Origin of the sequence: Vagococcus fluvialis (assembly GCF_003337315.1) — a bacterium.
GTDB classification, from domain to species: Bacteria; Bacillota; Bacilli; order Lactobacillales; family Vagococcaceae; genus Vagococcus; species Vagococcus fluvialis.
Genome location: NZ_QPJV01000004.1, coordinates 145890 through 171014 on the forward strand (window position 1 = coordinate 145890; position 25125 = coordinate 171014).

The 25125-nt window shown below is 32.0% G+C and carries 26 protein-coding genes, 1 pseudogene and 1 riboswitch; of the genes and pseudogenes, 26 read left to right on the forward strand and 1 reads right to left on the reverse strand.

The window, feature by feature from the left end:
* Positions 1–19: 19 nt before the first annotated feature.
* From liaX to DFR54_RS05775, 7 genes are all read left to right on the forward strand, one after another.
* Entirely contained in the window at positions 20–1621 is a 1602-nt protein-coding gene (gene liaX, locus DFR54_RS05745) for a daptomycin-sensing surface protein LiaX (protein WP_114289366.1), read from the forward strand.
* Positions 1622–1641: 20 nt separating this feature from the next.
* A complete protein-coding gene (locus DFR54_RS05750; RefSeq protein ID WP_086341591.1) occupies positions 1642–1986 on the forward strand; it encodes a PspC domain-containing protein in 345 nt (114 codons plus the stop codon).
* Complete coding sequence (locus DFR54_RS05755; protein ID WP_086341592.1) at positions 1986–2342, forward strand: phage holin family protein; 357 nt, start codon at positions 1986–1988, stop codon at positions 2340–2342. Before DFR54_RS05750 ends, DFR54_RS05755 begins: the two co-directional genes overlap by 1 nt.
* 186 nt (positions 2343–2528) lie before the next feature.
* The gene (hprK, locus tag DFR54_RS05760; RefSeq protein WP_086341593.1) at positions 2529–3461 is read left to right on the forward strand and encodes an HPr(Ser) kinase/phosphatase; all 933 of its coding nucleotides are present in this window, start codon (positions 2529–2531) and stop codon (positions 3459–3461) included.
* A gap of 6 nt (positions 3462–3467) precedes the next feature.
* A complete protein-coding gene (lgt, locus tag DFR54_RS05765; RefSeq protein WP_114289497.1) occupies positions 3468–4292 on the forward strand; it encodes a prolipoprotein diacylglyceryl transferase in 825 nt (274 codons plus the stop codon).
* An 89-nt stretch (positions 4293–4381) separates the two neighbouring features.
* A complete protein-coding gene (locus DFR54_RS05770) occupies positions 4382–5392 on the forward strand; it encodes an NAD(P)H-dependent glycerol-3-phosphate dehydrogenase (protein WP_086341594.1) in 1011 nt (336 codons plus the stop codon).
* A 118-nt stretch (positions 5393–5510) separates the two neighbouring features.
* Positions 5511–6503, forward strand: coding sequence for a nucleoid-associated protein (locus tag DFR54_RS05775; protein WP_167799041.1), 993 nt, complete (start codon positions 5511–5513; stop codon positions 6501–6503).
* Here DFR54_RS05775 and DFR54_RS05780 read toward each other — a convergent pair.
* A complete protein-coding gene (locus tag DFR54_RS05780) occupies positions 6500–7261 on the reverse strand; it encodes a prolyl oligopeptidase family serine peptidase (RefSeq protein ID WP_086341596.1) in 762 nt (253 codons plus the stop codon). The two genes, DFR54_RS05775 and DFR54_RS05780, sit on opposite strands and share 4 nt — an antisense overlap.
* 162 nt (positions 7262–7423) lie before the next feature.
* On the opposite strand from DFR54_RS05780, the gene dnaX reads away from it, so the two are divergent.
* The 19 genes and pseudogenes from dnaX (at position 7424) to rarD (ending at position 25121) form a co-directional block, all read left to right on the forward strand.
* Positions 7424–9130 carry a DNA polymerase III subunit gamma/tau gene (gene dnaX / locus DFR54_RS05785; protein ID WP_114289370.1) on the forward strand — a complete coding sequence of 569 codons (1707 nt, stop codon included), beginning with the start codon at positions 7424–7426 and terminating at the stop codon, positions 9128–9130.
* A 25-nt stretch (positions 9131–9155) separates the two neighbouring features.
* The gene (locus tag DFR54_RS05790; protein ID WP_167799043.1) at positions 9156–9470 is read left to right on the forward strand and encodes a YbaB/EbfC family nucleoid-associated protein; all 315 of its coding nucleotides are present in this window, start codon (positions 9156–9158) and stop codon (positions 9468–9470) included.
* 67 nt (positions 9471–9537) lie between these two features.
* Positions 9538–10134 carry a recombination mediator RecR gene (gene recR, locus DFR54_RS05795; protein ID WP_086341598.1) on the forward strand — a complete coding sequence of 199 codons (597 nt, stop codon included), beginning with the start codon at positions 9538–9540 and terminating at the stop codon, positions 10132–10134.
* Between the two features lie 18 nt (positions 10135–10152).
* Positions 10153–10794, forward strand: coding sequence for a dTMP kinase (tmk, locus tag DFR54_RS05800; protein ID WP_114289372.1), 642 nt, complete (start codon positions 10153–10155; stop codon positions 10792–10794).
* Between the two features lie 22 nt (positions 10795–10816).
* Complete coding sequence (locus DFR54_RS05805) at positions 10817–11146, forward strand: cyclic-di-AMP receptor (protein ID WP_086341600.1); 330 nt, start codon at positions 10817–10819, stop codon at positions 11144–11146.
* Complete coding sequence (locus DFR54_RS05810; RefSeq protein WP_114289374.1) at positions 11146–12090, forward strand: DNA polymerase III subunit delta'; 945 nt, start codon at positions 11146–11148, stop codon at positions 12088–12090. The genes DFR54_RS05805 and DFR54_RS05810 overlap by 1 nt, the downstream gene beginning before the upstream one ends.
* 17 nt (positions 12091–12107) lie before the next feature.
* Positions 12108–12938: a PSP1 domain-containing protein gene (locus tag DFR54_RS05815; protein ID WP_114289376.1), complete on the forward strand. Its 831-nt coding sequence runs from the start codon at positions 12108–12110 to the stop codon at positions 12936–12938.
* A 1-nt stretch (position 12939) separates the two neighbouring features.
* Complete coding sequence (locus DFR54_RS05820; RefSeq protein ID WP_114289378.1) at positions 12940–13272, forward strand: DNA replication initiation control protein YabA; 333 nt, start codon at positions 12940–12942, stop codon at positions 13270–13272.
* Positions 13273–13321: 49 nt separating this feature from the next.
* The gene (gene rsmI, locus DFR54_RS05825) at positions 13322–14191 is read left to right on the forward strand and encodes a 16S rRNA (cytidine(1402)-2'-O)-methyltransferase (protein ID WP_114289380.1); all 870 of its coding nucleotides are present in this window, start codon (positions 13322–13324) and stop codon (positions 14189–14191) included.
* Between the two features lie 194 nt (positions 14192–14385).
* On the forward strand, positions 14386–15924 hold the full coding sequence (locus DFR54_RS05830) for a coiled-coil domain-containing protein (protein ID WP_114289405.1): 1539 nt from the start codon (positions 14386–14388) through the stop codon (positions 15922–15924).
* Between the two features lie 23 nt (positions 15925–15947).
* The gene (locus tag DFR54_RS05835) at positions 15948–17597 is read left to right on the forward strand and encodes a glucosaminidase domain-containing protein (protein WP_114289407.1); all 1650 of its coding nucleotides are present in this window, start codon (positions 15948–15950) and stop codon (positions 17595–17597) included.
* Between the two features lie 44 nt (positions 17598–17641).
* Positions 17642–17739, forward strand: a riboswitch (purine riboswitch).
* 49 nt (positions 17740–17788) lie between these two features.
* Positions 17789–18364 (forward strand): xanthine phosphoribosyltransferase, encoded by a 576-nt coding sequence (locus DFR54_RS05840; protein WP_086341607.1) that lies wholly within the window; start codon positions 17789–17791, stop codon positions 18362–18364.
* 167 nt (positions 18365–18531) lie between these two features.
* Positions 18532–19659, forward strand: a complete 1128-nt coding sequence (locus tag DFR54_RS05845) for an ATP-grasp domain-containing protein (RefSeq protein WP_227259495.1) — start codon at positions 18532–18534, stop codon at positions 19657–19659.
* A 26-nt stretch (positions 19660–19685) separates the two neighbouring features.
* Positions 19686–20321: a GntR family transcriptional regulator gene (locus DFR54_RS05850; RefSeq protein WP_167799050.1), complete on the forward strand. Its 636-nt coding sequence runs from the start codon at positions 19686–19688 to the stop codon at positions 20319–20321.
* A 21-nt stretch (positions 20322–20342) separates the two neighbouring features.
* On the forward strand, positions 20343–21260 hold the full coding sequence (locus DFR54_RS05855; RefSeq protein ID WP_114289413.1) for an aldo/keto reductase: 918 nt from the start codon (positions 20343–20345) through the stop codon (positions 21258–21260).
* A 20-nt stretch (positions 21261–21280) separates the two neighbouring features.
* Positions 21281–22147 (forward strand): ABC transporter ATP-binding protein, encoded by an 867-nt coding sequence (locus DFR54_RS05860; RefSeq protein WP_114289415.1) that lies wholly within the window; start codon positions 21281–21283, stop codon positions 22145–22147.
* Positions 22148–22159: 12 nt separating this feature from the next.
* Positions 22160–22912, forward strand: a complete 753-nt coding sequence (locus tag DFR54_RS05865; RefSeq protein WP_114289417.1) for a hypothetical protein — start codon at positions 22160–22162, stop codon at positions 22910–22912.
* Positions 22913–23078: 166 nt separating this feature from the next.
* Positions 23079–24056 carry a GMP reductase gene (gene guaC / locus DFR54_RS05870; RefSeq protein ID WP_086341613.1) on the forward strand — a complete coding sequence of 326 codons (978 nt, stop codon included), beginning with the start codon at positions 23079–23081 and terminating at the stop codon, positions 24054–24056.
* Positions 24057–24210: 154 nt separating this feature from the next.
* Positions 24211–25121 (forward strand): annotated as a pseudogene (gene rarD, locus DFR54_RS05875) (EamA family transporter RarD).
* Positions 25122–25125 lie beyond the last annotated feature (4 nt).

The following is a 25125-nucleotide window of genomic DNA, read 5'->3' on the forward strand; positions in this document are numbered from 1 at the left end:
CCTACAGGGAGGCTTTAACATGCAAGAAAGAGATAGAATTTTAGAGTTAGTAAAAAAAGGAATATTATCGACTGAGGAAGCTTTGGTTTTATTGGAGAATATTGCAACTGAAAAAGATGAAAAATTGGTAAATAAAGAAGCGTCAGAAGTTAAAAAGAATGTCGCATTTGAACAAGAAGAAGTGACTGAGAGTGAAAAACAGGAACACGAATCAGGTAAACTTGAAGATGAAGATATTTTAGGAACTGAAGATTTCTTTGAAAAACTACAAGAGAATGAACGTCAAGATCAAGAAAGACTAGAAAAAATATTAGCTGAAATTACTGAGGGTATTAATGAAGTATCTGCTAATTTAGATGAAATCTCTGTAGAAATTGATGGGTTAGATAAAGATATTTCAGAAAAAAATGAAGCAATCACAGTTTTAAATACAATGGAAGACCTAGATGGTTTAACTGAAGCTAAAGCTGCTGAGAGAACTCAACTTGAAAGTGAAGTTGTTTACTTAAAAGAAACAAGAGAGCAATTACAAGAAGAAAGAGAAGAGCTAAAATCTCAATTAAAAGAATTTAAGAAAGAACAAAAAGAAACAGTCAAAGATGAGTGGAAATCAAAATTTGAAATTCCAGATGATTGGAAAGAACAAGCTAATGAAACATTTACTCAGGTAGGTGAAAAAGTTGGTGAAGCTGGAACTCAGTTTGGTTCTTTCATCAAAAAAACAATCGAAGCTGTTACAAGTTCAGTTAATGACAATGTAGATTGGAAAGACATTAACATTAAAGTACCTGGTGTTGCTAGTCAGTCATTTACACATGAATTTGTTTATCCTGACAATCAAGCGACATTAATTGATGTTAAAGTGGCTAATGGTAAAGTAGCGTTTAAAACTTGGGATCAATCAGATGTTAAAGTGACAGCTGATATTAAATTCTACGGCAAAATTAACTCAGATAGTTTATTTGAAGCTTTCTTAGAAAGAGCTGATATTGATGTAGACGAGGAAAAAATTTCATTCCAAATTCCAAATAAACGTATGAAAGTAGATTTAGTATTCTACTTACCAAAACGTAATTATGATCATATGTCAGTAAAAATGTTAAATGGAGATATTAAGTTAACTGATCTTAACTTAGGTGATATTTTCTTAAAAACAACAAATGGTGAAATGACCGTTGATGGGGTAACAGCTAGTATGCTTGAAACAGAAGGCGTTAATGGCGAAATCGAAGTTAAAAATAGTGAAATCATTGATTTTCTAGGTGAAACAGTTAACGGTAATGTTAGATTAAAAGCCAATATTAAAAGTACTAAAGTGTCACTAATCAATGGTGAAATTAGAGTAACAGCACCACAAGGTTCAACACCTAAAAAAATTGATGCTTCAGCAGTGAATGGTACAATTAAATTAGCCATTCCAAAAGAAACAGGAATTGAAGGAGCATGTAAGACAAATTTTGGTAGTATTAAAAACCGTTTCTCAGATGTTGAAATGATTCGTGAGAAAAAAGATAAAACAAATCAATGTGAAGAGTTTAGAAGAGTTAGAGAAGACAACTTAGTTTACGTTAACCTTTCTACAACAACTGGTAGTATTCTATTAAAGGATACTGATAATTAAATTAATTGGAGTGAAATAAAATGAATAAACGATTAACTAAATCTAGATCAAATATTGTTATTTCTGGTTCATTAGCTGGGGTAGCTGAATACATTGGAATTGATCCAACAATAGTTCGTGTTATTTACGTAATACTTTCTGTTGCAACAACTGGATTCCCAGGATTCCTACTATATATTGCTTTAATGGTGTTGTTACCATCTGGAAACACACAAAATAATACAAATCGTCAAAACTATGATGGACCTTACAGTAATTTCCATCCATATGAAGGAAATAAATACAGTAGTAGTAAAAAATCTTCAAGACCAAGAAAAGAAGCTGAAAAAGTAGACGTCTCAGAAGACGACTGGAGCGACTTTTAATGTCTTATCTCCAAAGATTAGTAGTTAATACGTTAGCGTTTATTTCACTATCTGTTTTATTTCCAACTAAATTTTATGTCAGTAGTTTTGTTATTGCGATCGTTGCAAGTGTTGTGTTATCAATTTTAAATATGATTGTTAAACCAATATTGCATTTTTTCTCTTTACCAATAACATTGATAACTTTCGGACTGTTCAGTTTTGTTATTAATGCAGCTATATTACAAATGACCTCAAAACTTGTAGGTGAAACAAACTTTGCTTTCTCAAGTTTTGGCTCAGCAGTCTTAATAGCTGTCATCATGTCAATAATCAATAGTATTGTGACAGATCATAATGAAAGTAAATATAGGTAAATAGGCTAAAAGAAATTATAACTCAAAGATATCAACTTGAGTTGTAGTTTCTTTTTTTGCTTCGTTATAACAAATTGAAAAAAGCCTAATTTTTCATGTTTTAAGGCTGATTTCCTAGAATAACCAGTCATTAAATGATAAACTATAACAGTCGATACTGATTTCTAAAGTTAAGGAAGTGAAAAAATGGTACAAATAAAAGATATTGTTAATCAATTACAATTAGATGTTTATTCAGGAGAAGATTTCTTAGACCGAACAGTTTCATCTAGCGAAATTTCAAGACCAGGCCTAGAGTTGACAGGATATTTTAATTACTATCCAGCTGATCGCATTCAGTTGTTTGGGAAAAAGGAAATTACCTTTACAGAAAAAATGACTTCTATTGAAAAAGATATGATTTTTAAAAAGTTATGTGCTGAGGATACACCATGTTTCGTAGTGGCAAGAGGGCTTAAAGTGCCAGAGGAACTAGTTGAGATGACTAAGGAAAAACAAATACCTATTATTTCATCTACTATCTCTACATCTCTTTTATCAGGAATTATTTCTAATTTTTTAGAAAGCCAACTTGCTGAACGTGTCTCTATCCACGGAGTTTTAGTGGAAGTTTATGGACTAGGTGTTTTAATTCAAGGAAGTAGTGGTATTGGTAAAAGTGAAACAGGTCTTGAGTTAATTAAGAAAGGTCACCGTTTAATTGCTGATGACCGAGTTGATATTTACCGTCAAGACGAGCGAACGGTTATTGGGGAAGCTCCAAAGATTTTAGAACATCTAATGGAAATCCGAGGAGTAGGCATTATTGATATTATGAATTTATTTGGAGCAAGTTCTGTTAGAAATAAATCTCAAATTTCTTTAGTGGTAAACTTACAAGATTGGGAGCAAGATAACAAATATGACCGCTTAGGAAGTAGTACTGAAACAATTTCCTTAAGCAATGTCCCTGTTCCAAGAATCACTATTCCAGTTTCAACAGGTAGAAATGTTGCAACTATCATTGAAGTCGCTGCTATGAATTTTAGAGCAAAAACAATGGGTTATGATGCAACGAAAAAATTTGAGTCAAATCTATCAAGATTAATTGAAGAGAATTCTGTTGATAAGGAGAAGTAATACATGATGTTATTAAGTGTGAATCCCATAGCGTTTAATTTATTTGGGATAGATATAATGTGGTACGCAATTATTATTGTCTCTGCTATTGTACTCGTATCTTGGCTTGCTTCAAAGGAGGCAGTTAAGGTTGGACTTAGAGAAGATGATGTAGTCGATTTAATGCTCTGGGCTTTACCCATTTCAATTGTAGGTGCAAGGCTTTATTATGTGTTATTTGAACTTGATTACTACATTGAAAATCCAGGACAAATATTAGCTATAAGAAGTGGTGGATTGGCCATTTATGGAGGTTTAATCGCCGGTGGTTTAGTCGTTTATTTCTTCACGAGACATCGATTTATTTCGACTTGGAAATTTTTAGATGTTGCCGCACCAAGTGTCATTTTAGCTCAAGGTATTGGTCGTTGGGGTAATTTTATGAATCATGAAGCTTACGGTGAAGTAGTTAGCCGCAATTTTTTAGAATCACTTCACTTACCTAAGTTTATTATTGAAAATATGTATATTGACGGAGAATACCGTCAACCGACTTTTCTTTATGAAAGTGTTTGGAGTGTATTAGGCTTTGTGGTTTTAATTCTTCTAAGAAGAAAACCTAATTTCTTAAAAGAAGGAGAAGTAGCACTTGTTTATGTTATTTGGTATTCATTAGGTCGCTTCTTCATCGAGGGAATGCGAACAGATAGTTTATGGATAGGTGACGTTATAAGAGTCTCTCAAATGTTATCTGGATTACTATTTGTTGGTGCTATAGGCTTATTAATTTACAGAAGAAAGAAAATGGATTTACCATTTTATGATAGAACTAAAGGAGATAAGAAAGCCTAGTAGGTTTTTCTTATCTTTTTGCCTTATCAAGGAACTTTTAGTATGATAAACTTAGAAATGATAAAAGATAATTAAAGGAGCTTTCAATAATGAAGCAAAAAATCGCTGTACTAGGAGCTGGGTCATGGGGAACAGCTTTAGCTATGGTTTTAGTAGAAAATGGTCATGATGTAAGAATTTGGGGACATCATGAAGAACAAATGACTGAAATTAATGATAACCATACAAATCATAAATATTTACCAGATATTCAATTACCAATGGCTTTAAAAGGAGCCTATACAATAGAAGAATGTGTGGAAGACGCAGACGCTGTTCTTTTTGTAGTACCGACAAAAGCAATGCGTGAAGTTGCTAAACAATTTGTTGCAGTTGCACATAATAAACCTGTTATTATTCATGCAAGTAAAGGGTTAGAGCAACAATCATACAAACGTATTTCTGAGGTTTTACTTGAAGAAATTCCAGAAGAAAACAGAAAAGATGTTGTTGTTCTTTCAGGCCCAAGTCATGCTGAGGAAGTGGCTGTAAAAGATGTAACAACTATTACAGCTGCTGCTAAAGATTTAGCATGTGCTGAGTATGTACAACAAATATTTTCAAATGAGTACTTTAGAGTTTATACGAACCAAGATGTAATTGGTGTAGAGCTAGGTGCTGCATTAAAAAATATTATTGCCTTAGGTTCAGGTGCTCTTCATGGATTAGGTTATGGAGATAACGCGCGTGCAGCAATTATGACACGCGGTTTAGCTGAAATTAGTCGATTAGGCGTAGCGATGGGTGCTGATCCTCTAACTTTTATTGGCTTAAGTGGTGTAGGAGATTTAGCAGTTACTTGTACAAGTGTTCATTCAAGAAACTGGCGTGCAGGTGATTTACTAGGAAAGGGTCACTCACTTGATAATGTTTTAGATAATATGGGTATGATTGTTGAAGGAGTTTCAACAACTAAAGCAGCTTACGAATTGTCTAGAGAGTTAAATATCGAAATGCCAATTACTGAAACAATTTATAAAGTTCTTTATGAAGATGAAAAAGTTGAAAATGTGATTAAACAAATTATGTTAAGAGAATTTAAATCAGAGCAAGAGTTTTAAAAAAGTTTTGGTACAAAATTACTTTAATAAATAAGATGTGAGTAGTTAAGTGACTGGATATGAGTTGTAAAGCTTATGTCACAGTCTCTTTTTAATGGATCTAATGAGAGGTGTCAGAATGGAAATAAAAAAAGCGATATTGCATATTATTGATAGAGAAGCAGGTTCTTTAATTTGTTCACAGGCTGAACTTGATTTAAAAGAGTATGCCGTAAAACAGTATTTAGACTCAGTTTTAAAAAGATTAGAAAAAGCAGAATACAAAAGTGGTATTTTAAATGATAGCTCAGATTTTTATCATCTAACAACGAATAAAGAGTTGGATTTTATTGAAAAATCTAGTGAAATGGCTCAAATGGTTTTTGATAGCTTAGCCATTAGTGAGGATGCTCCAAGTGGAGATTTATTAGTAGTTGAATTAGCAGAATTAAATGGGACACCAAAATTAGGGTTATTAAAATTCAACTACAAGCCAAGTTTTACTCATCACGTGACTTATGTTGAGGATAAAATGCAAAATAATATTATTCTAAATAAAACGATTTTTCCTTCTATGACTCAGCGAATTGACGAATGTTGCCTCATTAATTTAGAGACTTTTGAACTTGAAATTGTAGAGAAAAAATATAGTTTTGAAGGTCAAAAACGTTTGTTTTTCACAGAACGATTTTTACAGGTTGATCCAAAGCCTACAGTAACTGAAAATTTAAAAATTATTAAAAAGGCAGTTAAGGAAGTAGCAGGCAGATACAACGAGGAAGAGTATGTTAGTATGAGTCAGACTCAACAAGCTATTTTTGAGAGCATTGAAGAAGATGGCATTATTAGTAAAGAAAAAATAGCTGATGTCGTTTTTGAAAATAACGAATCAGCTAAACAAGAATATTTTGAGATTATCGAACAAACAAAATTCTCAGAAGAAATTCCAAGTAATGTTCCTAAGTATGAAAAAAAATATAGTAAACAAAAATTCAAATTAACAAATGGGATTGAATTAAGTGTGCCAACTGATATTTTTAAAGACAAGGAATTAATTGAATTTATCAATAATCCAGATGGAACTATTTCTGTTATGATTAAAAACGTTGAAGAAGTAGTCAGTAAATTTTAGTTAGTAAATTCTTTTTCAAAGAAATCGGCAGTTCGGTTCATAATATCAATTGTTAAAATATGAGGTTCACCAACACCTGTATCAAAACGCATATTTTTACCATAATCAGTATGAATATTATCTAGATAAAATTGATGAGTTACCTCGTATGGTAGTTTGGCATCTTCTGTGCCATGCCAAAAATAAAGAGGTCTACCATCAATTTTTTCTGGCATTAAGTTTAAATCATAGTTAGTTGTCCAAGTCAGTAAATCTTTTAAAACAGGAACATGATAAATATTTTCTTTAGTCATATAAGTTGTTACGCGGTTGATAAAGTCTTGAAAGTTAGGTGCTCCCATTAAAATAGCAGCAGCTTTGACCTCAGGGAAATGAGTTAAAATGCCAGCAGTTGTCATGCCACCCATTGAAAAGCCTGCAACACCAAGTAAATCATCTTTAACTAAATGACGTTCCTCAAAATAATCTTTGATTAAAGAAAACTCGCTTAGATTATGCTGAATAGTAGACCAGAACCTAAAAGAAGGTATTTTAGTTGGGTTACTAACCAGTCTTTCTCCGTGATACATCCCATCAGGAATAATCACACGCATATTTTTTAAAGCAATTTTTTTCCCAGCTGTTAATGCTAGTTCTTTTTTAGTTTGCCAACCATGGTAGTAAACAATTAATGGTAAAGCTTCATTTATTTTATCTTCTGGTGCAACTTCAAGAATGGGGATGTGTTCAATCATTCTTTTTCTAATAGTTAATTTCAAAGTTTTCACGCTCCTTAAATATAGTTTACGAAAGTCGACCAAAGAAGTAAACTAAAGTGATTTATAGGAGATAAAATAAAGATTTATTAGGGTTTAACATGGTATTTTTTATGAATTTCTATTATAATGGAGAGTGAGTTTTCAAAAGAGAGGAGAATGGTAGTGGCATATCAAGCGTTATATCGTGAATGGCGTTCTCAGACATTTGATACAATGATTGGGCAGCAAATGATTACCCAAACATTAAAAAATGCAATTATTCAAGATAAAGTGTCCCATGCGTATCTCTTTACAGGACCTAGAGGAACAGGGAAAACAAGTGCTGCTAAAGTTTTTGCTAAAGCAGTTAACTGTAAGTTTGCTAAAAACGGAGAACCTTGTAATGAATGTCCTGATTGTATCGGCATTACTGAAGGTAGAGTGAACGATGTTATTGAAATAGATGCTGCTAGTAATAATGGTGTCGAAGAAATTAGAGAAATCCGTGACAAAGTGAAATATGCACCTACTCAAGTGACTTATAAAATTTATATCATTGATGAGGTTCATATGTTATCAACTGGTGCCTTTAATGCCTTATTAAAAACATTAGAAGAACCACCTAAACACGTTATTTTTATATTAGCTACAACTGAGCCTCATAAGATTCCAGCAACTATTATATCAAGAACACAACGTTTTGATTTTAAACGTATTGGTTTAGAGGATATAGTTGGTCATTTGAAATATATTTTAGATCAAAAAAATATTTCTTATGAAGATGCAGCTGTTAAAATTGTTGCTAGGAGTGCTGAAGGTGGTATGAGGGATGCGTTAAGTATTCTTGATCAGGCCTTATCTTTTAGTGAAGAAACTTTAACTGTAAATGATGCTTTAGAAGTAACAGGTAGTTTAACTAATGACATGATGGATCAATATTTGTCTTATTGTATTAATCATGAAACAGAAAAAGCTTTAGATATTTTAAATCAGCTTCTTAGAGATGGTAAGGAAAGTAATCGAATTGTTGAGAACTTATTACTTTATTGTCGTGATTTACTGATGCATAAACAAGCACCTGTTATTTTAGAAAAACAAGTTGGTTATGTAACAGATACCTTCAAAAAATTAAGTGAAGAAGTAACGGTTGAAAAACTTTATGAGTTAATCAATGAACTAAATGAAACTCAAAAAGAAATTAGATTTAGTTATCAACCAACAGTCTTTCTAGAAGTCATGACTGTTAAGTTGTCTACTAGCTCGCTAGCTTCTTCTAAAACAAGTGAGTTAAGTACAAGTGAAATTGGTGCTTCAAATGAAGATAACTCTTATCTACTTGATAAAATTAACCAGCTAGAATTAGAAGTTCATTCCTTAAAAGAAAAAGGGATTCAAGTTAGTAGGCAAGAAGCTACACAATCAAATGCACCTAAAAAGGCGAAAGCTTCAACTTATAGAATTCCAACTGAGCAAGTTTATCAAGTATTAGAAAAGGCTAAAAAAGATCAACTGATTGCTGTTAAAGGTGCATGGCAAGAGTTATTGCAATTCTTATCCGTAACTCAAAGAGCTATGATAAAAGCAAGTGAACCTGTGGCGGCTAGTGAGGATAGTCTAGTGATTGCTTTTGATTATGAAATTTTATGTCAAAAGGCAAGTCAAGATGAAGAATTAGCAATTGCAATGAGACATGGCTTTGAAAGACTATTAAGGTATTCACCTAATTTTATTAGTGTACCAAAAGAACAATGGACAGAACTAAGGCAATCCTTTATCTCACAAATGGATACATCAAGTACTCCAGGTGAAGAAAAACAAGTCCAAAGTGATCCAGTAGTGGATGAAGCAAAAGAATTATTTGGTTCTTTTGTTAATATTATAGAAGACTAATTATATATTATAGGAGAGATTTATTATGATGCGTGGAATGGGAAATATGCAAGGTATGATGAAACAAATGCAAAAAATGCAAAAGGAAATGACTGAAACCAAAGCTCAATTAGATAGCATGGAATTTACTGGCGAAGCTGGAAACGGCTTAGTTGTTATTACGATGACTGGTGAGCGAAAAGTAATTAATGTAGAAATCAAACCAGATGTACTTGATCCAGAAGATGCAGATATGACTCAAGATTTAGTTTTAGCTGCAACAAATGATGTATTAGCAAAAATTGAAGTAGAAACAGAAAAAATGATGGGTAAGTATACTAAAAACATCCCTGGATTCTAACAATAAAATAGACAAATGAAAGCAGGAAGGAAACTTCCTGTTTTTTTAAGAGAAAGAAGGCTTTTAGATGCATTATCCAACTCCTATAGCAAAATTAATTGAAAGTTATATGAAACTCCCAGGAATCGGAGCAAAAACAGCTACACGTTTAGCATTCTACACAATTAATATGAGAGAAGAAGATGTTACAGAGTTTGCTAAGTCTTTAATCAGTGTCAAACGTGATTTACATTACTGTGATATTTGTGGCAATATTACAGACGAAGCAACTTGTGATATTTGCCGAAACCCTAATCGAGATAAATCAACTATTTTAGTTGTTGAAGAAACAAAAGACGTGATGTCTATGGAAAAAATGAGAGAGTACAAAGGTCTTTATCATGTTCTTAATGGTGTCTTATCTCCAATGGATGGGACAGGACCTGATGATTTAAATATTGCCTCCCTTATTAAGAGACTTCACGGAGATGAGGTCAAAGAAGTCATCATTGCAACTAATGCGACAACTGATGGTGAAGCTACTGCTATGTACTTATCTCGTTTAATTAAACCAGCTGGTATCAAAGTAACTAGATTAGCCCATGGTTTATCAGTGGGGAGTGATATTGAGTATGCAGATGAAATTACATTACTTAAAGCAGTTGAAGGAAGAACAGAGTTATAGAAATTGGAGTGAGTTAAAATGAAGGGAATCTTTATTACAATAGAAGGACCAGATGGAGCGGGGAAAACAACAGTTGTTAAAGAACTAAATAAAATGTTAGTTGAAACAAGTAAAATGGAAGTCGTTGTCACAAGAGAACCTGGTGGCATTCCAATCTCTGAAAAAATTCGCCAGATTATTTTAGATCCAGAAAATACTGAAATGGATGAAAGAACAGAAGCTTTACTTTATGCAGCTGCTAGAAGACAACATTTAGTTGAAAAAGTATTACCGGCTTTAAAAGAAGAAAAATTAGTTTTATGTGATAGATTCATTGATAGTTCAGTGGCTTATCAAGGAGCAGCACGAGGTATTGGGGAAAAAGAAGTCTATGAGCTTAACCAATTTGCTATTGAAGGACACTTACCTGATTTAACACTTTATCTTGATGTGCCATCAGAAGTTGGACTTGAGCGCATTAATAAGGGTAGAAAAGCAGAAGAATTAGACCGATTAGATAAAGAGGCCTTACCCTTTCATCAAAAAGTTAGACAGTCCTACTTAACCCTATTAAAAGAAAATCCAGAACGAATAGTTTTAGTAGATGCTAAAGAAGATATAGAAAAAGTTGTCAAAAATTGTTATGATTTAATCAAGGAAAAATATCCTGCAATTTTTTAAACTGTGAAAGGTAGGGATTATGATGAAACTCTTATTAGCAATTGTTCAAGATAAAGATAGTAACCGTTTGTCTAGTGAATTTATTAAAACCAATATCCGTGCAACTAAACTTTCAAGTACTGGTGGCTTTTTAAGAGCTGGCAATACTACTTTTATTGTTGGGATTGAGGATGAGCGTGTCGAAGAGGTCTTACAAGTTATTAAAGAGACGTGTCAGTCAAGAGAGCAGTATGTAACCTCTCCTGTGACTTTCGATATTTCTATGGATCCACATGCCAGTTACCCAATTGAAATTCAAGTAGGTGGAGCGACTGTTTTTGTTATGCCAGTGGAAGGATTTCATCAGTTCTAATGGAAAAAAATTTAAAATCGCAAATTCTTGAGGCACAACCTCAATTAGCTAAACAGTTTCAAAAAGTATTGAAAAACAATAAGTTAACTCATGCTTATTTAATAGAAAATCAAGATCATCAAATGACCTATGATTTTTCACTGTGGTTATCTCAAGCTATCTTTTGTTTGAATCCAGTTGAAGGTGATGCATGTGGCAACTGTGATAACTGTCGCCGTGTGGAAAGTTTTGATTTTCCAGATATAAATACGATTGAGCCAGATGGTCAAACGATAAAAGTAGATCAAATACGAGATATCAAGCAAACTTTCATTAGAAGTGGAATGGAATCGAGAAAAAAAGTGTTAATTATTAGACAGGCTGAAAAAATGACTGTTAACGCAGCTAATGGGTTACTGAAATTTATTGAAGAGCCTGATGGAATGATGTATGTTTTCTTCTTAACTTCAAACATCAATAAAATCATTCCTACCATTCAATCAAGATGTCAACAAGTTTATTTAAAACCTGTTCCTAAGAAAAGTATTGAGTCTGAATTAAGCCAGGTAACAGATTTTTCTGAAAATCAGATTAAAATTATCGCAGAGTTAAGTGATTCTAAGGAGATGGCTGTTGAATTATCAAAAGATGAGTGGTTTAATAGTTCTAAAGAAATAGTGTCTAAATGGTTTCAATATTTACAGAGTAAAAATTCATTAAGCTTTGTTTTTGTCCAACAGCATATCGTAAAAATAGCTAAAGACAAAGAGCAACAGTTTTTAATCTTAGACCTATTACTTGTTTTATATCGCTTAGAGTTAAAACAAAGTATAAAAAATGAAAGTATTAAACAACAAGAATTAATGAGTGCTATAGAAAAAATAATTGCAGCCCGAAGAAAATTAGAAGCTAATGTTTCTTTTCAAAGTGTGTGTGAGCAGTTAGTATGGCAGTTGTTAAATTAATATAGGAGGACGACACAATGGTAGAAGTAGTCGGTGTTCGCTTTAAGCCAGCTGGAAGAATTTACTATTACACAGGTGCAACTAATCAAATCACTTACACATACAATCAAGAAGTTTTGGTAGAGTCACAAAAAGCTAAAGAATTAGCCTTTGTTGCAATTCCTAAGAAGGAAATACCTAAAGAAGATTTACCAGATGAGTTAAAGCCAATCCTTCAAGTAGCAACAGAGAAGGAATTAAGAAAATACCAACAAAACCAAGTTGACGCAAAAGAAGCCTATATTATTACTAAAAATAAAATTTCAGAACATCAACTTGAAATGAAACTAGTTGATGCTGAATATACATTTGATAGAAGTAAAATTATTTTCAGCTTTACCGCAGACGGTCGAATTGATTTTAGAGAACTCGTTAAAGACTTAGCAAGTATTTTCAAAACTCGAATTGAACTTAGACAAATTGGAGTTAGAGATGAGGCTAAGCTTTTAGGAGGTATTGGTCCTTGTGGCAGACCTCTATGTTGTAGCACTTTTTTAGGAGACTTTGCAGCGGTATCAATAAAAATGGCGAAAGAACAAGGTTTATCATTAAATCCAACTAAAATTTCTGGTGTTTGTGGTAGATTGATGTGCTGTTTAAATTATGAAAATGATGAATATGAAAGAGTTAGAAAACTAATGCCTGATTTTGGGCAAACAGTAGAGACTCCAGATGGTCCAGGTAGAGTGATTGGATTAAATGTTTTATCAGAAGTTGTGAAGATAAAATTGCAATCTAGAGAAACTCCTGTAGAATATGATTTAGATGAGTTAAATGAAGCAAAAGAGCTGATGAAAAGGGAAGATTAGCATGGAAAAAACAAATCTGTATGATGAATTAGTAGATGTAGAGAAAACGTTACAAACCATGTTATCCCAAATTGGTGAGATGAAAGATGTAATTGATACAGTTCTAGAAAAGAATTTGAATTTAGAACTTGAAAATCAACACTTAAGAGATCGTTTAGAAAAATTAGAACGAGAAGATTTACCAGAAGATAGTAAACAAGAATTATCTAAGTCTCGTTTGAATTTAGAAAAACTGTACGAGCAAGGCTTTCATGTTTGTAAAGATTTTTATGGTTCAAGAAGAGAGAACCATGAAGAATGCGTTTTTTGTTCACATATGATTTATGGAAAATAGAACTGGTGAGGCAAATTGCCTAACCAGTTTTTTTAAAGGAGTAAAATAAATGAAACAGCAAAAAAGTTTTAAACATATGGAAAGAGGAAAACTTTATTTGGTCCCAACACCAATAGGAAACTTAGAAGATATGACCTTTCGTTCTGTTAAAACCTTAAAAGAAGTTAATATTATTGCAAGCGAAGATACGAGAAATACTAAAAAGTTATTAAATCACTTTGATATTTCAACGAAACAAATAAGTTTACATGAACATAATGTGGCCGAAAGAGTGCCTGAGTTAATTGAGATGTTAAAAGAGGGGCAAACAATTGCTCAAGTAAGTGATGCTGGTATGCCATCAATTAGTGATCCAGGTCATGAATTAGTCGTCAAAGCCATTTCAGAGGATATTGATGTGATATCCTTACCTGGAGCATCAGCAGGAATTACAGCTCTGATCGCATCAGGAATTGCTCCTCAGCCATTTACATTTTATGGTTTTTTACCTCGTAAAAATAACGAACAAAAAAATGCACTACAAACATTAAAAAACATGGAGAGTGCTTTGATTTTTTATGAATCACCTCATAGAATTGCTAAAACTTTAGCAAATATGAAGGAAATTTTTGGGGAAACAAGACAAGCAGTTCTATGTAGAGAGTTAACTAAACTATATGAAGAATACACACGAGGGACAATCGAGTCATTATTAGAATTTTTTGAAGAGCAAACAATAAAAGGAGAGTGTTGTTTAATCATTGAAGGGTTTGACCCAAGTCAAGAAACTAATTCTTTAGAAGAAAATTTAACACCAATGGAGCATGTTAACTTATTAATAAATGAAATGGGCTTCACAAGTAAAGAAGCGATTAAAGAAGTTGCTAAAATTAGAGGATTAAAAAAACAAGTGGTGTATAAGGAATTTCACGGAGAATAATATTTTATTGTGAAATATCACATTGAAAAAAGTTGCATATTAATAGGGTTATGATATAATTTTCTTGTATAAGTACCATTAGAATAGGCATGTTGAGTTTATTTTTTTAGGTTTTCTTTGTTTTTTTATTCTGAGAATACTTGGAAGTTTCATAGTTTTTATAAATATAAGTTTTATTGTGAGGTGGGATTGTATTGTTTAATAATTGGTTAAAACGTCGCGATGAAAGTGACAACAGAGATGAGACACTCTTAGAAGAACAAGAGTTAGAGACATCTAATGCAGTTTATGATAGTGAAAATGATGACGATTATTATTACTATTATTATTACGAGTCAACTGGTGATAAAGATCTAACAATTCCTAATTTGGAATCAACTGAAAAAGAGGACAAATTAGAATTCTTCAATTCAGAAAAGGACACATATGTAAGTCCCTTTAAGTCAGAGGAAGAATCTAAAAAGATAGAAGAAGTTGAGGATAACACAGACTTCTCTTATGAAAAAGATTTCTTAGAACCTGCTCAAGCAGTTTTAGAAGAAGAATCAGCTGAGATTAATGAATTGAAAGAAAAGATCAATGAGTTGTTATTAGAAAATGAATCTCTGAAGGAACAAACAAGTCGTTTGAACTTTGTAGAAGACAACAATCAACGCCTAACAGAGCAACTTAAAGAATATGGTAACGTTTTAGATGAAAATAATGAGCTAAAATCACGTTTACTTGATATGGAAAATGTGACTGAAACAAGTGAGGAAGAGAATATGCATCTGCAAGAATTAGATGCTAAAATCGATGAACTTACTAGTGAAATTGAAGCTAAAGACGTTAAAATAGAAGAGTTAGAAAAACAAACGTCAGAGTTAACTACTGAAAAAGAAGAATTGACACAATCTAACAATGAATTAAAAGAAGAAGCTGAAAAAGCTAATAACTTAGTTGAAACAATTAAGTCAGAAAATGCTGTTTTTGCTGCTAAAATTGAAGAATTACAAAATACACTTGCTGAATCTAAAAACACTTCAACTGAAGAAAGTTTAATGATTGAAGAAAACAAGCGTATGATTAAAGAGTTAGAAGAAGAATTAAATCAGTCAAAAGAGTTAGAAACAGAATTAACAAAACGTTATGAAACAGAGATTGAAAATAATAAACAAATTATGAAGAAAAACGAACAGGAGTTAACTGAGATGAATGAAAGAATTAGCCAAACAGAGGAATTAGAAAAAGAATTAGCTGAATTAAGAGAAAATCAAAAAGCTATTTATGAATTACAACAAGAATTATCAAATATGCGTGAGCAACAAGCAGAAGTAACAACAAGTTTAACTGAATTAGCATCAGAAAAAACAAGAGCAGCTCGTCTAGAACAAGAAGTTTCAGAATTAAAAAATGCTGGAACTCCAGAAGTAGGTAGCTTACAAGCTGAACTTGCAAGAGTTAAAGAAGAATTACGTTTAGCTAATCTTAAAGCTGAACAAAATGCTTCAATGAACCAATCTGATATTGCTCATGTTATGTTAGAAGCTCAAGCAAAAGCCCGCCAAATTGTTGATGTAGCTAATTATGAAGCTAAACGCCGTGTTGCTGATTCTGAAATGGAATTAAGTGCAGTTAGCCAAGAAGCTAGAAACTATTACAGAAAATTAGAGAAAATCAAAGCTGAATCAGAAGTGGTATTCTCTGAATTATTAAGAAAATTAGAATCAATTGGAGACATCGATAGACTATAAAACAGAAAGTGAGGTAAAGGATTATGACAACCAATCATAAAAAAAACACACATCGTAAAATGGGTATATTTGTTGGTATAAGTACAACTCTGTTTTCGATTTGTGGACCGATACTTCAAACTGTAGCTATAGCAGAAGAAACCAATCAGTCATCAACTAAAAAGTTATCAAGTTTACCTGATGTGACATCAGTCATTAATTATGACTCAGAATTTACTTCTAATTTAGATAGTTCATTCGTTGATGAAACAACAGATACTTCAGTAACTGAGACTGACGAAACAACAACTTCAAGTAGTGAAGGAACTGAAACTAGCCAGACTAGTAGCAGTTCCTCATCTACTTCTGATAGTAGTCAAACTTCTAGTAGCTCATCAACGAGCTCTTCTACAAGTACTTCTACATCAAATAGCAATAGTTTTTCTAGTAGTTCATCAAGCGGTAAAGACACAGGTAGTACAACTAGTACTTCAAGCAAAACACCAACAACTTCATCAAGTAAAAAAGATGATTTAGTTGGCAAAAACATAAAAGAAGATAAAACGCCGATTTCTTATACAAGAAATCAGTCAACAGCAGAATTTATTGAGGAAATTGGAGAAGATGCTAGAGCTATTGGACAAAAAAATGGTCTTTACGCATCAGTCATGATTGCTCAAGCTATTTTGGAAAGTGGTTCGGGAAATAGTGGTTTAGCGAAAGCTCCTAATTATAACTTATTTGGGATTAAGGGATCTTACGAGGGTAGTTCTGTTCAAATGGCTACGTTAGAAGATAACGGTTCAGGCAGTATGTACACAATCACTGCTAAATTTAGAAAGTATCCAAGTTATAAGGAATCTCTAGAAGATTATGCAACGTTAATGACAGGTGGAACTCAAGGTAGATCTACTTTTTATCAAGGTGCTTGGAAAGCTAATACCAATTCTTACCAAGAAGCGACTAAATATTTAACAGGTCGTTATGCAACAGATACTCGTTACGATGAAAAGTTAAATGGTTTAATCGAAACTTATGACTTAACACAATATGATCATGAAAAATCTGTTGAAGCTAAAATGAAAAAATCAAAAGAAACAGAAAGTTTTATTAAAGAGATATCAGCTGACGCTCAAAAAACATCTAAAGAAAATGATTTATACGCATCAGTTTTAATTGCAGAAGCAATCATTCAAAGCACTTCAGGAAATAATGTTGTAGCTGAAAAGAAAAACATTTATTTAACTGAAGGACAGTATGAGGACAAGGGTATTGAAGTTGAAACACTTCAACAAAAAGGAAAAGAAACAAAACTTGAAAAGGTTACCTATAAAGAATACCCAAGTTATGACATTGCTATTAAAGATTATGTGACTGAGCTGAAAAAAGATAAAGATGTTTATAAAGAAATGACAATGTCTAAAAAAGATAATTACAAAAAAGTAACAGCTTATATGACAGCTAAAAAGAACAATGATCGTAAATATCATAAAAAAATGAATGCTTTGATTGCTACTTATGATTTAACGAAGTATGATGAAAAGCCTAAAAAACAAGAACCTGTTGTTGTGAAAGATGACAGTAAGAAGAAAACAGAAAATATTGATATTATTAATAAAATTGGTCAAACTATGACAGATAAATTATTTGAAGGTTTTGAAAAACCTGCTAAATATCAAGTAACTAAAAAGTAAAGAGCTATGCTCTTTACTTTTTTTGATTTGACATTTCTTAAGAAATGGCTTATAACTAAAGAGCTTATATATGATTATAATATGGATAATCGTTTCTACTCAGCACCACAAATGTTGAACTATAAGCAAAATAAGGAAACATGGCCTTTTTTTGCTTTCAACAAAATAATCAGTTTAAATGGAGGAAGACCATGAAAGAATTAATTGACAAGATAGTAACAGATGGAACAGTCTTAGAGGAAAATGTATTAAAAGTGGATAGCTTTTTAACACATCAAGTTGATCCAACATTAATGAGTTTAATTGGTAAAGAATTTGCTAGTCGTTACAAAGATAAAGGAATTACTAAAATAGTAACAATTGAATCATCAGGTATTGCTCCTGCTGTTTTTATTGGTTTAGAATTAGGAATTCCAGTTATTTTTGCTAGAAAACAAAAAAGTTTAACAATGAATAAAGAGCTTTTAACAGCAGAAGTTTATTCATTTACAAAACAAGTAACAAGTGAAATTTCAATTTCAACTAAATTCTTAACTGAGGGAGATCACGTTTTAGTAGTAGATGATTTCTTAGCTAATGGGCAAGCAGCTCTTGGATTAATTGAATTATGCCGCCAAGCTGGTGCAACTATCGAAGCTATTAATATTGTGATTGAAAAGTCCTTCCAAAATGGACGTAGCTTGTTAGAAGAAAAGGGTTATAAAGTAGATTCTTTAGCCCGAATTGAATCATTGAAGGATAACAAAGTAACATTTGTTGAAGAATAAAATTAAAAAATACTAATTTTAACAGTTAGCTTGAAAAAGCTGACTGTTTTTTCTTTATAAACCTATATATATGGGCATTTACTCTTTACAGTCTAATCACAGATTGATACTATTATAAGTGAATTATTAGATTTATTAGGAGAAAGTAGTGAGGGAAGTTGACTGAAATGATTTTACCAGGAAGTACAGTTGGTATTATTGGTGGAAGGCATATAAGTAAGATGCTTGCCATGTCAGCCAAAAAATATGGGTTAACAGTTGGGATATTAGATCCACTTGAAAAGTGTCCAGCTTCCCAAGTAGCTGATTGGCATATAATTGGAGAGTATAACGACGAAAGTGCCCTATTAGAATTGGCTAAAAGAAGTGATGTGTTAATTTATGAAACAAGAAACATTGATATCAATGCGATTGAGTTTTTAAAGGAAATAGTTAGTATTCCTCAAGGAACATTTGGTCTTGCTATCACACAAGATAGATTAATTGAAAGAGAGTTTTTAGATAATAATTCAATTAATATCTTACCTTATGAAACAGCAGTTCTGATTTCTGATATTAAAGAAGCTGCCCAGATTGTTGGTTATCCTTGCGTGGTTAAATCAGTTAGAAGATTTGGTGAAGAAGAGGATGTTGTGATTATAGAATCAGAGGCTGATGTTAATTTAGCTGTTCCTTTAATTCAGCAAGGAGCCTGTATAGTTGAAGCTTATGTGCCAATCAAAAAGGAATTATTCTTAACAATCGGAATTAACCAAGAGGGTGAGTACACATTGTTTCCAATAGTAGAAACAATTCATAACTCTCAGGGTGAGCTGAGGAAGATAAAAGCTCCAATAGAATTTCAAGATTTAGATGAATCAACTATCAATCAAATTGGGTTAATTGCTCGAGTAGTTGCTTCAGAACTTAATGTAAGTGGTGTTGTGGGAATTGAGTTTTTGATTAATGAATCAGGAAACTTATTTGTCAATGAAATCTCTTCAATTGCCCATGAATCTTCAAGTTATAGTTTAGATGCTTGTGATTTTTCAGAATATGATATTCATATTCGTGGAATCTGTAATTGGCCGTTGCCTAAAATTAATCAACTAGTTCCAGCTGTTACCTTTAATATCACTGCTGAGAATTATGATTTAGTTTTATTTTTACTTGGTAAAAAAAGACAATGGCATTATCATTTTTATCAATATCCAAAAGAAGTTGAGGGTATTGTTAAAGGGCACGTTACAGTGTTATCGCGAAATATTGAAGAAACGATTCAGGAAATTAAACATGCTGGTTTACTTATTGACTAGTATTTGAAGTAGGGATGGAAGAATTAGTGAAAAAAAGTAGAATGCAACAAATGGCATATGATTATATTAAAAATAATATTATTGAAGGTCGATGGGTCAATGATGTTAGACTTGTTGAACAAGATATTTCAAACGAGTTATCTATTAGTCGAACGCCAATTCGAGAAGCCATCAACTGCTTAATAATCGAAGGATACTTAGAAAAAGAAGCAAACCGTGGAGTAATTGTTAAAAAACAAACAATCTCTACTAAGGAGTTTATTGAAAGAACTCAATTATTAGAATTGCTATTATCAAATTATTTATTCCAACTTCAAGTTAAGCATTTAAAACTGCCAACGGATGAAGTGTTAGAAAAAATAGAAAAAATGAAGGCTCAGTCTGATTACACAGGGAAACAAAAAGCTTTAGGTCAGTGCTTAGAGAGTTTTTTAATAGAAATGGATAACCAATTAATTAAACAATTAGTTATTTCAAATTTTGAAGAACTACACTATGTTAAGTTTCCAAATGTTCCTTTATTATTTTTATATGATGAGGTAAGTTATTGCTTAACCTCAGTATGTACTCATATTTTATCGGATTCATATGAATTATGTCGAAAAGATATTCGTGTTTTTTTTAATCGTCTTAATTTAGAGTTAATAGATCAACAAGTATAAAACTAGGAAGGTTGTTGAAGTATGAAACAAATTAATTTAGGCAGTACAGGATTAAAAGTACCACAAGTAGCATTAGGATGTATGAGAATGAGTGGCTTATCTAAAAAAGAAGCTGCTGACGTGATTCAAACAAGTATTGAACAAGAGATTAACTTTTTTGATCATGCAGATATTTACGGAGCAGGTCAAGCTGAAATTATTTTTGGTGAAGCTATCAAAGAGTTAGGTCTCAACCGTGAAGAGTTAATTATTCAATCTAAATGTGGCATTAGAGACGGCTTTTACGACTTTTCAAAGAAACATATCATTAATAGTGTGGAAGGTAGTTTAAAACGTCTAGGAGTTGATTATTTAGATGTTTTAGCTCTACATAGACCAGATACTTTAATGGAACCAGAAGAAATTGCTGAAGCTTTTGATATTTTACAACAACAAGGAAAAGTTAGACAATTTGGTGTAAGTAATCAAGGTCCTATGCAAATGGAATTAATTCAACGCTCAATTAATCAAAAATTAGTAGTCAACCAATTACAATTTGGATTAAAACATGGTGGCATGGTTGCTTATGGTATGAATAATAATATGGAAAACACTGCTGGAATTTACCGTGACGGTGGTATTTTAGAGCATTCTAGATTAAATGATATTACTATCCAGGCCTGGTCACCTTACCAATATGGCTATTTTGAAGGAGTCTTTTTAGGAAATGATGACTTTAAAGAATTAAACGATGTGATTAATCAAATGGCTGAAAAATACGGTGTGACAGATACTGGTATTGCTACAGCTTGGATTAACCGTCATCCAGCGAATATTCAAACTATTATTGGTACAATGAACACAAAACGAATTAAAGATGTTGCTTTAGCAAGTGATATTACTTTATCAAGAGAAGATTGGTACACTCTTTATAAAGCTAGTGGTTATGAGTTGTTATAATATGAAAAAAGAGGGAAATTATGGAAATTAAAATAAAAAATGTGGTTAAGAAATATGGTGCCATTGAGGTTTTAAATGTTGAAAATCTCGTTTTTGAAAGTGGTAAAGCATATGGCGTTATTGGACCAAATGGTGCTGGTAAAACAACACTTTTTAAAAGCATAACCAATATCATTAGTGATTATGAAGGTGAAATTACTATTGATGGCATTTCAGTTAAAGAAAACAATGAAATATTAAGTAATGTAGGAATTGTCTTAGATGGTATTTCAGTTTATAAAGACCGTACAGGTTGGTTTAATATTGAATATTTTTCTGGACTTCGAGGGAATTTTGACCCAAGCCGTGCTGAACACTTAGCAAGAGAGTTAGAGATTTCTGAATACTTACATGGTAAGGTAAAAACTTATTCTTACGGAATGATTAAAAAGTTAATTTTATTAATTGCTTTATTACATGAACCTAAAATTTTGATTTTAGATGAACCTTTTAGAGGTCTTGATTCTGATACAGTGACTTGGTTTAAATTTTATTTAAAACAAATGACTAGTAAAGGAATGACTTTAATCATTTCAAGTCATGTTAAAAATGATATTGAATCATTGTGCCAAGAAGTATTTGTTATTAAAAAAGGCGTTATTGCTAAACATATCGATTTAACAGCTGTACAAGATAAAATGGTTCGTGATATTGAAACAACGAATCAAGAAGCTTTAATCGTCATTTTAGAAAATCTGAATTATTATTATCAAGTATTAGACAGTGGTGTTGTTCGTCTAAATATTCAAGACGAGCGCTGGTCTGAGGTAAAAACTCAATTACGTAACCAAGAAATTGAGATAACTGGCTTAACGAAAGTTCATGCCCTTGATGGTAATTTGAATTAGAGGAGGAATAAAATGACTGCAAAATTGATTTTTAAAATGGAATTATTTAAATACATGCGAGATAAACGCTATTTAATTACAACTGGAATTTTAGCGATTATTAATATTTGTACAACGATTTATTTAGTACACTTGATTGATCAAGCAAATTACATTTCTGATACTGAAAGTACATTTATTGGCTTGTTCTTTATTTTCTTTACTTTAACGATGTTTGCAAACTTTGCCTTTATGTTTTTATATCCTTTTCATCTGATGTCTATGGATTATAAAAATGATGTCATGGCCATGCTTGTAGCATCAGGCGTTAACAGAACTCGGTTGTTCTTTTCAAAAATTGGAGCAACTCTTTTATGGTCACTATGTGTGACTATTGTACTAGTCTTTATTCCTGGCTTTATCGTACTACTTAAGATTTCTCAAACAACTGGGATGTTCCAAATGATTAGCCAGCTGTTAGAATTAATGAATATCAATAGTTTAAGTATTTTTGGTGTTTCATTCACCTTCTTAAATTCTTACTTAAATACTTTAATCTTAATTTCAGCGGCAACTATACTAATGAAAGGCCGTAACTTAACTATTTTAGTTTATTTTGGCTTCAACATCGCTCAATCAATGATTTTAGGTTTCTTAGCCTTTATTCCAAGTGCTATGGACTTTAGTAATACAGGCATTTCAATCTTTAATAACTTAACAATGATCTTAGTATCTTGTGGAATGATTTTACTTTCTTTAAGAATTATGAAGAAACAAAATCTCTAAAGACGAACAATTAAATAATAAAAAGCAAGATTAGTATGATATATCTTGCTTTTTTTTTAGTTATGAGGTAGATTATCATAGGACGCAAAAATAATCCGGATTTTTATCTTTTAATATTCGTGTTTTGCTCTCTAAAATACTTTTTTTCATTATAGGAGGAAGTTTTATGAAGATTTTTGATTATGAAGATATTCAGTTAGTACCTAATAAGTGTATCGTGGAAAGTCGTTCTGAATGCGAAACGACAGTTAAATTAGGGAATAGAGAATTTAAAATGCCTGTGGTGCCTGCTAACATGCAGACAATCATTGATGAGAATATTGCTGAGTTTTTAGCGTCAAAAGGCTATTTCTATATTATGCACCGTTTTGATGAAGAGGGAAGAATTCCATTTATTAAAGACATGCAAGACAAAGGATTGTTCGCTTCTATTAGTGTTGGGGTAAAACCGAATGAATATGAATTTGTTAAAAAAATGGCTGATGAAAAAGTTGTACCTGAGTATGTAACAATTGATATTGCTCATGGACATTCAGATTCTGTTATTAACATGATTAAACATTTAAAAACTTATTTACCAGAAACATTCGTTATTGCAGGGAATGTTGGAACACCTGAAGCTGTACGCGAATTAGAAAACGCTGGAGCTGATGCAACAAAAGTTGGAATTGGACCTGGTAAAGTATGTATTACAAAATTAAAAACAGGTTTTGGTACTGGTGGTTGGCAATTGTCAGCTTTAAGAAGATGTAGCAAAGCTGCTCGTAAACCTTTAATTGCTGATGGAGGAATTCGTACTCACGGTGATATTGCTAAGTCAGTTCGTTTTGGAGCTACTATGGTAATGATTGGTTCATTGTTTGCAGGACATGAAGAGTCTCCTGGTGAAACAGTTGAAGAGAATGGTAAACTATATAAAGAATACTTCGGTAGTGCTTCTGAGTATCAAAAAGGTGAGCACAAAAACGTTGAAGGTAAAAAAATAATGATTGAACATCGTGGTAATTTAGAAGATACATTAATTGAAATGCAACAAGATTTACAATCATCAATTTCTTATGCAGGTGGTAAAGATTTAGAAGCGATTAGAAAAGTTGATTATGTTGTTGTTAAAAACTCAATTTTTAATGGAGATATTTTCTAAAAAAGTAATGATTAATAGCTGTAGTGTAAGAGAAATCTTATGCTACAGTTTTTTATTTAGAAACCAAAAATGAAGAATTCATATTTCTTTCTTATATTAGGTGAAAATGATAGAATAATGAAATTATCATGTTTGTTAGAAAGTTGGGAAAAAGTTGGAAGAAAAAACAAATCCTAAATGGGGATTAACGGCTGGTCTTTTAGCCTATATTTTATGGGGTGTATTACCTTTTTACTGGAAAGCAGTTGGTGTTGTATCAGCTATTTCTATTTTAAGTTATCGTGTTTTATGGTCATTCGTTTTTATGAATGTGGTCTTATTACTTACAAAAAATGGCCAAGTTTTTGGCAAGAAGTTAAAGAGTTATTTGATAATAAAAAGAGGTTAATCGCTATTATTATTGCAGCTATTTTAATCACAACTAATTGGTTTATTTTTATTTTTTCCGTTAGTAGTGGCAAAGTGATAGATGCAAGTCTTGGTTATTATATGAATCCTTTAGTTAACGTAGTACTGGCTACAGTTATTTTAAAGGAGCGCTTAGGTCGCGGTGAGTTAATTGCTTGTCTTCTTGCAACAGCAGGCGTGATTTTATTAACTGTTCAAAGTGGACATATGCCTTGGTCTAGTATTGCTATGGCAGTAACTTTTAGTTTATATGGATTAATTAAAAAAACAGCCAGTGTTAGTTCTTTAACTGGTTTAACAATAGAAACAGCCATTATTGCACCACATGCTTTTATTTACTTAGTTTTTTTCTCAGCTGAAGGTTTTATGGCTTTTGATTTAAAAATTAATTTATTGTTAGTTGGAGCTGGTGTTGTTACAGCAATTCCTTTATTTTTATTTGCAGAGGCAGCTAAAAATATTTCTTATATTTTAGTTGGCTTTTTACAATATATTGCACCAACTTTAATGCTATTAGCAGCAATTTTTCAGTTTGGCGAAACATTTAGTACGCCGCAAATAATTGCTTTTTCATTTATTTGGATAGGAATTATTATTTTTACAGGAACTAATATTTTAACCCTTAGAAAAAATAAGCTAAAAAAGAAGAGGTTGTGACAGA